Source organism: Flagellimonas zhangzhouensis, from assembly GCF_900102925.1.
In the GTDB taxonomy this organism is placed as follows: domain Bacteria; phylum Bacteroidota; class Bacteroidia; order Flavobacteriales; family Flavobacteriaceae; genus Flagellimonas; species Flagellimonas zhangzhouensis.
Genome location: NZ_FNKI01000004.1, coordinates 21,018 through 33,506 on the forward strand (window position 1 = coordinate 21,018; position 12,489 = coordinate 33,506).

The window sequence follows — 12,489 nt, forward strand, 5'->3', positions numbered from 1 at the left end:
TTTAAAAGATGCCATTGATTGGAATTGCTTTGTCAGGAGGAGGTGCAAGGGGAGCTGCCCATATAGGGGTCCTTCAGGCCCTGAACGAGCACGGAGTATTTCCAGAGGATGTTTCCGGATCCAGTGCGGGAAGCATCATCGCGGCATTGTACTGTTTTGGATATACCCCGTTGGAGATTCTTGACCTTTCACATGAAAAAGAGTTTTTAAAGATCTTTAAATTGGGAATCTTCAATAAGGGAGTTACCGAGCTTACCTTTTTGAAGAGATTTCTAGAAGCCCATATTCATATACCTGGGCACGAGAATCCTAGGAACAGACTTCATGTCTGTATGTCCAATATCAATTCAGGAAAGTTTGAAATAGCCTCAGAGGGTAATTTCATCGTTCCCTTGTTGGCATCATGCGCCTTACCATTACTGTTCAAACCTATTGTTCACAATGGATATACCTATGTCGATGGGGGTTTGTTGAATAATTTGCCCATTGAGCCCCTGATGGCCAGCTGTGATACTGTTATCGGTTCCAGTGTCTGTCCCCATGAAGAAAGGTATGATATCCAGGGAAGACGGAATGTTGGTTCACGTTGTTTTCAATTGGCCATTTGGAACACTATCTATCCCCGCCTCAAGGAATGCGATTTGGCCTTGGAAATTGAGGACAGCTATCGTTTCAATATGTTTGACATCAAGGAATCCAAAACACTTTTTGAAATCGGTTACGAGTCCACCTTAAAGAAAATACCAAAGCTTATGGAAATCCTAGAAGAAAAAAAGTAGGGTTTACTTTGATGATTTTTCCGAAAGCATTTTTTTCAATTCCTTGATTTCCTGCATCAAAAGCGCAATTTCCTTTTCGGCCTTGATGTTGACATTATAGTCGTTTTCAGCCCTGATCTCCGCTCTTTTGGCCTGAAGGTTTTGACCCACCATCAATAAGGGCATCAGGAATATCTGGATCATATTGGAAATGAACAACCATAGTACAAAGGCGGGGTAGGGGTCGAACCGGAAGTTGACGGGTGCGAACATGTTCCAACCTAGCCAAAATATGGTCCATACCAAAATAAGGATGAAAAAACCGATGGTCCCGATGCGTTCCGTGATCCATATGGCGAAACGTTCCGATGGTTTTAAATTGTTTTTATAGACGTGGTTGGTGTTCTTGATTTCCATTAGATTTCATTTTTGTCCATGGTATTGGGGAATGTAACAGTTCGTTGGGGGAATGGGATTTCGATACCTGCATCATCAAACCTTTTCTTGATACTCTGTAAAAGGTCGCATTGAAGGACAAACCCATCGGCCGAATTGGCCGCCCACGCCCAAACCCGTAGGTTCACGGATGAATCGTTAAGGGCCGTTACCCTTGCAATCACAGGAGGAACTTTGTTCTCCAAACCCTCCTTGTTTCTGGAATCGATATGCAGTGGGTGTTTCGCTACTTCTTCCTTCATGATATCCAAGGCTTTTTCCACATTTGAGGAATATCCTATGCCAATGTCAATCATTTTGCAACACTTGGTATCCCCCAAGTGGGCGTTGATGATCAAATCGGAACTTATCACTGAATTGGGGACAATGATTCTATTGTTCTCAAAATCACGAATCACGACTTGACGTAGGTTTATGTCTTCAACAATTCCAGTAAAACTTTCACGGATGGTAATCTTGTCATTCACGCGGAAAGGTTTAAATATGACAATCAAGATGCCGCTCATGATATTGCTAAGCGCTTGTTGGGATGCAAGACCTGCAATCAGGGAAACAACACCGGCACCTGCCAAAAGGGAATGACCGACAATTTTGAATTCAGGAATCTGTACTAAGGCACATGCAATGCCCACCACATAGATCAGTGCGGTAGAAATATGTTTGATAAAGAGAAACCCGGTCAAATCCTTGTGATGGTTCAACAAGGATTTTTTAATGAAACGGTTTAGGAACCAGTTAAAGACTAAAGCAATTGTAATAGTGAGAAGTATGATAATTACAATCAATGTCAATGTCCTGAATTCTGTAAATAGCATTTTAATCATGGACACTTGAAATTTCACCAATCCGTAGAGATTAATATAATCTTTTATTTACTTAGATTGTTGTAAAAAGTTGAATGTAGCAATCTTCAAAGGTCTTTTTGGAAGACTTCAAAAAATCATTAAGTCCTGACTGCATTTAAAATAACATCGCAAACATGGGCCTTAATTGGATGAGTTGGATGGTTGGGGCCACCAAAAATAGAAAATTTGAGTCACCCAATATTTGGTTTTAGTGCGTTGAAAATTAGATTTTTGAGTTAGTTTTGAGGGTGCTCAATTTTGTCCGGCGAAGGTGGTATACTATGTCCGGCGTTTCCACTTTGACAGGACTTTTGGCTATCAGCGCAACTTTGCTGAAACCTACCAGGCACGGAAAGACTTTATTAAGAATCCCAAAATCTATTTTGCTTCGTTGATGAAATTGCCCACCAACGAAAAGGCAATCGCTTTTAAACTGATGCGGGAAACGGGCATCCCGATTATGCCGAGCATCCCAACCAATCAGGCGCAGCTTGCCCTAAAGGTTTTCAATCAGCTTCGCAAAGGTTTGGACGTGGCCATCAAATCAAGTTCCATCGGAAGCTAAATCTTAGTTTATGCAACTGGACAACCTTACAACGGTACTCTTAATTCTTGGCTTAGCTAGTGCGCTATTTTATATGCTGTACCGATTGACCCGTTATGCCTTTATTTTAAATGGGATTTTGCTAGGGATTTTGGCGTTCTACCTATCGAGCAGCAATGACCTAATCTTGATTTCATTGGTTCTAATTTGCCCCCTGATGCTAATCAATACGGGACTGTACGTTTTCTTGCACAAAACGGACGAGCCAAAAAGTGCCGAGAGCAAGTATCTGAAACGCTATGGTTATGATCCAAATTTGAAGCGGCTACGACCACGGTCTGAGAATTATCGGAAACCACATCGGCACTAACATCAGTACAAGGCAACGCGTTGAGCGTTAAAATATATAGACCAAATATGAATGTTAATAATTTCACGTTGCAAAGATAACAAAATGGTCTGGCTGCAAACTTTTTGCAATTCCAGATGCTCTCATCTACCAATTTCATCTAAACGTTTTTTCTTTTTAAGTATTTTCAAAATGAGATATAGTACTGAGCTTGAAATTGCTGCATAGAACCAAAAATCGATTATTAGTAGGGAGCTGGTATATGCAATAATGCATTCGAACCATTCAAATAACCAAAACAGTAAAAAGATTGCAGCCAGACCATTTTTTTCCTTTTTTAAGACTTTCATCACACTAAATGGATAATTTGGCCTAATGACTTTTTTAAATGCGGGAATAAATGGAGGTGTATGGGATGACCATTTTAGGTATTCATTGCCGAATTTCTCAATGAGAAAACTTTCTTCCGCATACATTATCCGTTCGTAATAGAGCCAAAAGAGAAATATAAAGGAGATTATAAACCATAAATTTGCTGTAAGCATCGCTACACCGAGCCACATTAAAAAATTTCCAAGATACAACGGGTGCCTAATAACCGAATACATTCCAGTTGTGTTGAGCTCATCTGCTACCTGTCCCATTTTTGTATTTCGGCCTGAAGTGTTTTTTGGTGTAAAACCAACGGTCAATACTCTTATAAGCAATCCCATCAAACTTACACCCAGGCATATGAATTCATAATATTCATCTATTGCCGATTCTATTGCGGGGTTTTGAAACTTGCTGTAAATATGCACACTTAAACCAATAAGAAGAAAAATGAGTGGGAGGTAGCTGCGATTTTTGAAAAGGAAATCTCCTTGTTTTTTGAATTCGTTATATAATGCCATTTGGTTCAAAATTGATATTGAAAACGCATCAAGAATGCCTTTTCCCGGTTAAAAGTTTTATTTTCTATTGATAAGTTATCGGAATAGTGAAAGGCTTGATAATTGGCCACAATTTTAACGTCGTCATTGGGGTACCAATTGATGCCGAAGGATAAGGCACTTGTGTCATTTGTGCCTTCTATAGCCCCAAGGCCAAGAGCTGATGGCGATATGGAAAGGTTCTCGTAGCGGCCTGCTATTTCAAATGCACCCCAATGCCCTAGCGATGGATTAAACTCGTTCGTTGGTTTTACCGTTTTGCCATTATTTTCCTCACCTGTAAGAAAATAGGTAATGGTGGTATAGAAGCCACTTGCATCAAACACATTGAAGCTACTATTTTTAGTAAAACCTTCAAATTTGGCTGTTAGATATTCCGCTTTAATAGAAGCACAACCAACAAACCACTCTATATCGCCCCCTAATCTTTTTACACTCCCGTTTTGTTGAATACTATCCCCGAATTTTAGTAATGGGGTTCCCAACACATTTTTGTATTCTTTGTTCGAAAAGTCTTCTTGATGTATACCGGAAGAACTGGAGACCCCAAATGAAATATTAGATAGTACAGAAGATTCCCAAGTTTTGAACGGTTTAAGGATTATGCGGGCAACTACATCCTTCGATTTATTGTTTTCCGGAGTATTTCGGGGGACTCCGTTAAAAACTCCTGCTGCATAATCTATATGTCCCCTCCAGATTGAACCAAACAACATTGCCCCAACATCCCTACCAGAAGAAAAATTATCTATAATTAAGGGCCTGGTCATTAAATCCAGTTGAGAACTGGAGGTAAGGTTCGATAGGCTAAATGGAGCAAAAAATTGACCTACACGTATTTTTGCATAAGGTAGATGTCGGGATTCGATAAATGCTTCGTTAAGCTCTGCTTTTCCTTTATCGAACCTGGCATAGAGCATATAACGGAATTTTCCCTGAAAATAACCTGTTGCCGCCAACCTCGCCCTTCGAACTGAAAATTCGGAAATAGCAGGGCTTTCGCCAATTGGCGTATAAAAATCCGTTTGTCCATAACCTTTAAATTTTAAAAGATCATCAGAACCAATAAATAGGTACCCTTCGTCGAAAGGAGTAGGCCTAGGAATAGTGTCTTGAGCAACTGTCGCTTTAGAAAAGGCAATTAAAATCAGTATAAAACAGAGAGATCTTTTCATATTTGCTATTCTTTATCCATTAAAAAATTCGTTACAATCCAATACCCGACAACAAACCAGACCAGAATAACAATACCGCCAATTATCCAGCTGTTTTTCTTATCCCATTTGTAATCTTCAGCTTTTTGAAGGGCTTCCCGTTTTACTTCCTCTGGTATAAGTTTTAAGGCAAAATAGATTCCTATAGGTAATAGGATTAGGTCGTCCAAATAGCCAATTATTGGAATGAAATCTGGGATAAGATCAATTGGGCTAAGGGCGTAAGCAATGATTATAAAAATCAGGACTTTGGCAAACCAAGGCGTTCGATTGTCTTTATAGGCCAAGTGCAGCATAACCAATTGCTTTTTTAATTTTTTTGCCCATTCTTTTAATTTTTTCATATTATTTCTTTTTCATCTTGTCGTAGACAATATATCCGCCTAGGGCTGCCAAACTGATAACAGTAGTCCATAGCAGACCACTTTCCAATCTTTCAAAATCTCCACCTAAATAGGCCAACGCAATTAATAAAGGGACAATACCGACTATTGATGACCATATAAATCGCCAATATCCCATACGTACCAGACCAGCAACCAAACTGGTAGCATCATCGGATAAAATGGGAGCGATCCTCACAATAATTACCGTCCATACCCCGTATTTCTCTACATTTTTCTCCACATTTTTCTTGGTGTCTGGACCTATAAGTTTGTCAACAGTAACAGGACCTAAATAAGCCCCGATTGCATATGCCACCGAAGAAGAAATTAGAAGTCCGGTCAAGGCCAATAAACTTCCCCAAATTGGGCCGTAGGCTAGTATGGAAATAATCATAACCAAAGTACTGGGAATCACAAATAGGAACATTTGTACGATCATAATCGCAAAAATTAATAATGGCCCCCAAAATCCAAATTGGGACACCCAATCGGAGATTTTTGCCTTGTTGTCGCTTGTGAGTATTTGATAGGCTTCATTTACAAAATCCTTAAAAGATGGCCACAGAAAATAGCAGCCCAATAGTGATGCAATGATCCCTAACGAAATATAAAGAGGCCATTTACTCTTTTGGTGTTCATTGCCCTCGTTATTGGCAATTTCAAGCCTTGATTTAGCAGGTATATTTTTCATTATTATTTTCTGGATTATTAATCGTCATCGCCCTCGCCTTTGTTCAACTCTGATTTCAGATAATAGGCACCGGATATAACTATACCTTGGGAATCTTTAAAACTCTCTATATTTGTTATCTGTGTGAAACCATCTTCTTTGATGCCCGTTACTACCTTTATTTTTTTGAAAGCGATGGTTTTTTCCCCTGTCGATTCTGTCTGGGTTCCTTGAGAAACAAAAATGAACTCTTCACTTTTGTCTTTCACTATCGCGTCATTGGGTAGGGCAAATACTGCCACTTCTTCGCCCTGTATTTTAGCCTCGACATAAAGTCCGGGCACCAGCTCCATATATTCATTGATGCTTCCGGTTGCCTCCATCATTTTGGACTGTTGGTCCATAGTTCTGCTGATGCCTGTAATTACACCTTTATATTTTTTGGAAGATTCAAAAGAGGGTACTGTGAAAGTAAATTCCTCTCCCTGTTTTATCTGATTGATGTTCTTTTCAAAAATGCTCAGCTTCACAAAAAGATGGCTGTTATCTATGATTTTGAATAGGCTTTGCTGCATATTGACCAATTCCCCCTTGTTTACATTTATTTGGGAAACAATGCCCTTTATCGGGGCACGAAGGCTTATTCGGCTCTGTATATTCCCAGCTTCCACACTTCCGGGCTGGATCCCTATGAATTTTAACCGTTCCCTGGTGGCGAAGTATTTGGCCCTTGCCATTTCATAATCAGATTGGGTCTGCTGATAATTCTTCTTTGCACTTACATTGGCATCGCTGAGTGTTTTTTGACGTTCCAGTTCTTTTTTCAGATAATCGTATTGTCCCGAGGCTTCCAAAAAATCCTGTTGCAGCTGTATATAATCGGGATGTTCCAAAATGGCTAAAACAGCCCCCTTATTTACCTGATCTCCCTCCTGGACATTGATTTGATAGACATATCCATTTGCCGGCGGGGAAACCGATGCGAAATAATTCGGTTTTAATTCCGTAGAACCGTTGACCGAAATTTCCGTACCCATTTGCTTTTCAATCAAAGCGCCCAATTCAATTTCGGCGGTTTTTATTTGGTCTTCTGAAAGTTCTACTTGATCACCTTTGACCGCTGTAGAGTCTGCACTAGTTGAATCAGAAGAACTATCGGCACCCCTATTTTTTTGTTGGTTACAGGCTACAATCAAGAGAAAAAGTAGGATGCCCATAAATTTTTGTATAATCGCTTTCATATTATTTACCTGTTAAATAGTTTAACTCTAAAATGGTTTCGTTGTAGCTCAATAAAGTATCCATCCAAGCAATTTTTATCGCTACGGCACTATCAATATTCTGAATATACTCCACATACCCTATCTCACCTGTGTAGAATAAGAGGTCTGCATTTTTCAATAGTTGTTCACTTAATGGAAGACCTTCATTCTCATAATATTCCAGTTGCTTTTGCAGTTGCCTTATTTGAAGTAATAAATTATTGTAAGAAGAGGTCACTTGTAATTGTAGATCTTGATACTTTCTTTCCTGAATATCCTTGTTTAACTTGGCACCCTGAATCTTACCTCGGTGCGATCCAAAGAAGATAGGAATATCAATACCTACTTGCCAGGCATAAAAACCACTTGTTCCGTTCACTTGTTGCTTGGCATATTGAGCATTAAAATCTGGTAAAAATTGGGAACGTTGTAGTTTAATTTCTCTTTCGGATAATTCAATTTGTGACTTCTGTATCTTTAGAAGTGGATTTGATTCCGGCAATGAGTCTGAAAGGGAATAAATAGGCAATGCCCCGCTCTTTATCTCTTCCGGAACGGTTTGGTCTGAAATTTTACGGTTCATCCAACGCTCCAAGTTATTCTTGTAGGACGTATAATCGGCCTGCGCTTTTTCAAGTTGTAGCCTTACCTGTTCCTGCTTCCCTTTTGCGGTAAGTTTTTCCAAACTTGAAGCTTCCCCGGTTTCAAAGCGCAAAACAGCTGCCTCATAAAACCGGTTATAGACGCTGTCCAGATAGCTGTAGAACTGCCGTTTCTCAAGGGCAACACCCCAGTTGTAATAGGCGCTGGACACATCTTTTTTTAACTGGTATTTGTCCACGGTATAATTTGCTTTGGCCACATCAGTTTCTTTTTCATACAACTTCCTTCTATTAAAATAAGTGGTGGGAAACTCAATGGATTGGGATATTCCGATAACAGATTGAACCGCTTCGGAAGTATTTGGATTTACCTCTTCTTCGCCAGTATAAACAGATGTTTTAGGAATGTTGAAAGCTGTTTTTTCAAGTTTTTCCTTTTGTTCAATAGTAAGCGAGGATGCTTCAAGACCGGGATTTTTATTTAAGGCACCATCTATAGCTTCATCCAAGGTTAGGATTTGTAATTGAGGATCTGTCGTTTGTGCATTTGCAGAATTTGGATAGCTAAATCCAAGCAACAGTAATAAGGGTATAATGAACAGTTTGGGCATTTTAAAAGGTTTTTCAGAGAATGAATAAAAAATAGGAAGCAACACCAGCGTAAGTAAAGTGGCGGTAACCAGACCTCCAATAACGACCGTAGCGAGCGGCCGTTGTACTTCTGCTCCCGCACCGGTGGATATAGCCATCGGTAAAAAGCCTAGGATATCTACCGTGGCCGTTAAAAAAATGGGCCGTAAGCGGGATCGGGTAGCTTTTAATATCCGTTCCTTAATATCGGTTACCCCATCGGCCTTTAAATCGTTCAAGTAGGAAATCAATACCAAACCGTTTAAAACGGCTACACCAAAGAGGGCAATAAATCCTATCCCAGCCGAAATGCTAAAGGGCATTCCCCTAATCCATAGGGCAAAAACCCCACCGATGGCAGCAAATGGAATGGCTGTATAGATAAGCACGGTTTGTTTAAAAGAGCGAAGGCTGATGAAAAGGATAATGAAAATCATTGCCAAGGCAACTGGCACAACAATTGACAATCTCTTAGAGGCACGTTGCAGATTTTCAAATTCCCCTCCGTAAGTAACATAGTAGCCGGGAGGAAGTCCTAGGTTTTTATCCAATTTTTGTTTGATTTCCTCAACAAGGGTCTGTACATCACGGTTGCGGACATTGACCCCAATAACAATGCGGCGATAGGTATTATCCCTTGAAATTTGATTGGGGCCTTCTTCAAAATGAACATTGGCAATTTCCTTTAACGGAACTTTTGCCCCCGATGGCAATGGCACATATAGATTTTGTATCGATTCAATATCTTCCCTAAAATTTTCTTTCAGCCGAACTACAATATCGAATCGTTTCTCGCCATCGTAAAACTGTCCTGCCGTAGCTCCTGCCAGCGCAGAACTGATCAAGGTGTTGATATCGACTATCTGCAATCCATATTGCGCCATCCGGTCCCGATTATAATCCACTACGATTTGCGGTAATCCGGACACCTGTTCGACCCTAACATCTGCGGCACCGTTGATGTTCCTAATGATAGATGCAGCTGCGTTTCCTTTTTCCTGAAGTATCTTTAAATCTTCTCCATAAATTTTTACGGCCAAATCTGATTTTACCCCAGTCAAAAGTTCATTGAATCGCATCTCGATGGGTTGTGAAATTTCCACGGACATTCCGGGGAGTACCGCTAAAGCCTCATTCATTTTAGTGGCCAATTCTTCATAGGTTTGATCCTGTTTCCAGTCGCCAGGCGGTTTTAGGGCTACCATAATATCGGCTCCCTCTATAGGAGCTGGATCTGTAGGGACTTCCGCGGCACCAATTTTTGTAATGACCTTTTCTACTTCCGGGAAGTTGTCGAGAAGGATTGTTTCCAGTTTTCCCATATTCTTTTTCATTGCTTCCAACGAAGTTCCGGGAGCCATACGAACTTCCAAAGCGAAATCCCCTTCCTGTAGTTTTGGTATAAATTCCCCTCCCATATTATTAAAGACGATTACGGCAAGGACGAGTAGTAACAACGCACCTGTAATTACAATCGCTTTAAATTTCAAAGCACCCTTTATCAAAGGCTGATATGAGGTTCTATCCAACCATTCCATAAACTTGTCGCCAACATTTCTTTTTCCAGCGGATTTACCATAAAGAAAAAGGGCACAGACCATAGGTACATAAGTAAGGCACAAAATCATTGCGCCAAGAATTGCAAAGCCGAAGGCAAGTGCCATTGGGATGAACATTTTCCCTTCCACACCTTGTAATGTGAGTATGGGGATGAAAACGATAAGGATAATAATCTGTCCAAATGTTGCGGCATTCATCATTCTTTCGGATGATTTTATGGCGATTTCATCCAGTTTTTGCCTTCGCTTAACCCCTGTGAGTTCTTTTAGTTTATCATTGTTTTTTGCAAGACTTACGGCCATAAATTCAACGATGATTACAGCACCGTCTACAATAATCCCAAAATCCAATGCGCCAAGGCTCATTAAGTTTGCGGAAACCCCGAAAGCGTTCATCATCGATAAGGCGAACAATAAGGACAAAGGAATAATTGAAGCCACGATCAATCCTGCCCTCCACGTACCCAAAAGGAAGACCAAGGCAAAAATGACGATCAATCCGCCTATTAAAAGGTTCTCCTCAATGGTACTGGTAGTTTTGGCAATTAACCGGGTACGGTCTAAAAATGGTTTGATAACCACTCCTTCAGGAAGATTATTTTGGATTTCCGAAATTCTGGTTTTCACATCGGCGATAACATTGTTGGAATTTGCACCTCGCAACATCATCACAACACCAACTACGGTTTCGCCCGTACCGTTTATGGTAGCCGCTCCATATCTCGTTGCGTGTCCTATTTGAACTTTTGCAATATCCCCGATGGTTATCGGGATATTGTTTCTGTTGGTTACCACTGTCTTGCGTATGTCATCAAGTGAAGTTACCAGTCCGCGACCCCTTACATAATATAGGTCAGGTCCTTTTTCAATATAGCTGCCACCTGTATTCTGGTTGTTTCCTTCTACGGCATTGAACACATCCGCTATGGTAAGGTCGTAACCGTTCAGTTTATTGGGATCGACGGCAATTTCGTATTGTTTTAAATAGCCACCTATGGAATTGATTTCCACTATGCCCTGTATTCCCGATAATTGTCGTTTTATCAACCAATCTTGTATAGTTCTAAGTTCTGTTGCATCATATTTGTCTTCATAACCGGGTTTGGCTTCTACGGTATATTGGTATATTTCACCCAATCCCGTTGTAATTGGAACCATTTGGGGGGTTCCCAGATTGGAACCAATTTCTTCCTGTGCTTCCTTAAGCTTTTCGGAAACCAGTTGCCTAGGCTTATAGACACCCATATTCTCTTCAAACACTACTGTTATTACGGATAGTCCGAAACGGGAAATTGAACGGATTTCTACAACGCCCGGTAAATTATTCAAGGATAATTCTATAGGCTGCGTTATGAATAATTCAACTTCCTGAGCGGCCAGATTTTGTGAAACGGTTATTACCTGTACTTGGTTGTTGGTAATATCGGGTACGGCGTTAATGGAAATTTGAGTGACGGAATACACGCCCCAGCCCAATAATACAAGAGTGAACAGACCTACAATGAGTTTGTTCTTTACGGAAAATGAAATAATTTTATCAATCATAAATAATTATTGTTGGCTTAAATTTTCGAAAAACGATCTTATTTCGGGTTTAGGATATTTAGCTTTAAAGAATATGGAATGAAGTGGAAACTTACTTCTCCACGATTTTTCTCATTGTCTAACGGAACCTGCTGTAAAAGACTTTTTTTTTAATAATTCAATATTTCTTTCTTTTCCCTTGCTTAAAATGTTTTTCCCATACGAAGTGAAATAGTTATGGTTTTTTAAAAAATCTATATTCATTTCTATCCATTCTTTATCAGAGTATGTTTTGCCCAATTCAATTTCCCATTCTTCTCTCAAAAGTTTATTTTTTGAGAGGTAATTTTTCGCTGATAAGTGAGATAAATCTGCATCACAAATAATCTGTTGTAATTTGGTTTGTGGGTTTTGTGGCATTTTAGTGGCGTGAATGCAATCGGTTACTACAGTTATGTCTGTTTCTAAAAAGCCCAATTTCTGTAAGTAGAGTTTTGCATAGAGTGCACTCATTGCTTCGTGGTTTTGATAACCATCTGCTATACCAGTATCGTGGTACAAAGCTGCAATGGAAACCAGATTAAACTCTTCGGGTGTCACATTTTCTTTTATTGCTATAATTTTCGAATAGTTCAAAACTTCAATGGTATGTTGAAAGTTGTGAAACGGCAGGTTTCGTTTTGTAGATTGACTGAATAAGAATTCACAGTGGCTATATACTTTGTCTAAATCTGTAATCATCCTATTTATGATTTATT

11 protein-coding genes and 1 pseudogene are annotated in these 12,489 nt (G+C 39.8%); 3 read left to right on the plus strand and 9 right to left on the minus strand.

Annotated features, from left to right (window positions below):
* Window positions 1-8: 8 nt before the first annotated feature.
* Window positions 9-779, plus strand: coding sequence for a patatin-like phospholipase family protein (locus tag BLQ18_RS14680; protein WP_090298299.1), 771 nt, complete (start codon window positions 9-11; stop codon window positions 777-779).
* 3 nt (window positions 780-782) lie between these two features.
* Here the strand turns inward: BLQ18_RS14680 and BLQ18_RS14685 are convergent, their stop codons facing one another.
* Together BLQ18_RS14685 and BLQ18_RS14690 are read right to left on the minus strand one after the other, a co-directional pair.
* On the minus strand, window positions 783-1,175 hold the full coding sequence (locus BLQ18_RS14685; protein ID WP_090298302.1) for a DUF1003 domain-containing protein: 393 nt from the start codon (window positions 1,173-1,175) through the stop codon (window positions 783-785).
* The gene (locus BLQ18_RS14690) at window positions 1,175-2,038 is read right to left on the minus strand and encodes a mechanosensitive ion channel family protein (protein ID WP_090298305.1); all 864 of its coding nucleotides are present in this window, start codon (window positions 2,036-2,038) and stop codon (window positions 1,175-1,177) included. Before BLQ18_RS14690 ends, BLQ18_RS14685 begins: the two co-directional genes overlap by 1 nt.
* A 319-nt stretch (window positions 2,039-2,357) precedes the next feature.
* Here BLQ18_RS14690 and BLQ18_RS14695 point away from each other — a divergent pair.
* Both BLQ18_RS14695 and BLQ18_RS14700 read left to right on the plus strand, forming a co-directional pair.
* Window positions 2,358-2,624 (plus strand): annotated as a pseudogene (locus BLQ18_RS14695) (DUF5712 family protein); the annotation flags it as partial.
* Window positions 2,625-2,634: 10 nt separating this feature from the next.
* Complete coding sequence (locus tag BLQ18_RS14700; RefSeq protein WP_245668141.1) at window positions 2,635-2,973, plus strand: hypothetical protein; 339 nt, start codon at window positions 2,635-2,637, stop codon at window positions 2,971-2,973.
* A 122-nt stretch (window positions 2,974-3,095) separates the two neighbouring features.
* On the opposite strand, the gene BLQ18_RS14705 is transcribed toward BLQ18_RS14700, so the two are convergent.
* From BLQ18_RS14705 to BLQ18_RS14735, 7 genes are all read right to left on the minus strand, one after another.
* Window positions 3,096-3,845: a methyltransferase family protein gene (locus tag BLQ18_RS14705; protein ID WP_090298308.1), complete on the minus strand. Its 750-nt coding sequence runs from the start codon at window positions 3,843-3,845 to the stop codon at window positions 3,096-3,098.
* 5 nt (window positions 3,846-3,850) lie between these two features.
* Window positions 3,851-5,059: an OprO/OprP family phosphate-selective porin gene (locus BLQ18_RS14710; RefSeq protein ID WP_090298311.1), complete on the minus strand. Its 1,209-nt coding sequence runs from the start codon at window positions 5,057-5,059 to the stop codon at window positions 3,851-3,853.
* Window positions 5,060-5,064: 5 nt separating this feature from the next.
* Window positions 5,065-5,442, minus strand: coding sequence for a YkvA family protein (locus BLQ18_RS14715; RefSeq protein WP_090298314.1), 378 nt, complete (start codon window positions 5,440-5,442; stop codon window positions 5,065-5,067).
* A 1-nt stretch (window position 5,443) separates the two neighbouring features.
* Window positions 5,444-6,175, minus strand: coding sequence for a TVP38/TMEM64 family protein (locus BLQ18_RS14720; RefSeq protein WP_090298317.1), 732 nt, complete (start codon window positions 6,173-6,175; stop codon window positions 5,444-5,446).
* Between the two features lie 17 nt (window positions 6,176-6,192).
* Complete coding sequence (locus BLQ18_RS14725; RefSeq protein WP_090298320.1) at window positions 6,193-7,395, minus strand: efflux RND transporter periplasmic adaptor subunit; 1,203 nt, start codon at window positions 7,393-7,395, stop codon at window positions 6,193-6,195.
* A gap of 1 nt (window position 7,396) precedes the next feature.
* Window positions 7,397-11,752 (minus strand): CusA/CzcA family heavy metal efflux RND transporter, encoded by a 4,356-nt coding sequence (locus BLQ18_RS14730; protein WP_090298323.1) that lies wholly within the window; start codon window positions 11,750-11,752, stop codon window positions 7,397-7,399.
* A gap of 111 nt (window positions 11,753-11,863) precedes the next feature.
* On the minus strand, window positions 11,864-12,472 hold the full coding sequence (locus tag BLQ18_RS14735; protein ID WP_090298326.1) for an HD domain-containing protein: 609 nt from the start codon (window positions 12,470-12,472) through the stop codon (window positions 11,864-11,866).
* Window positions 12,473-12,489 lie beyond the last annotated feature (17 nt).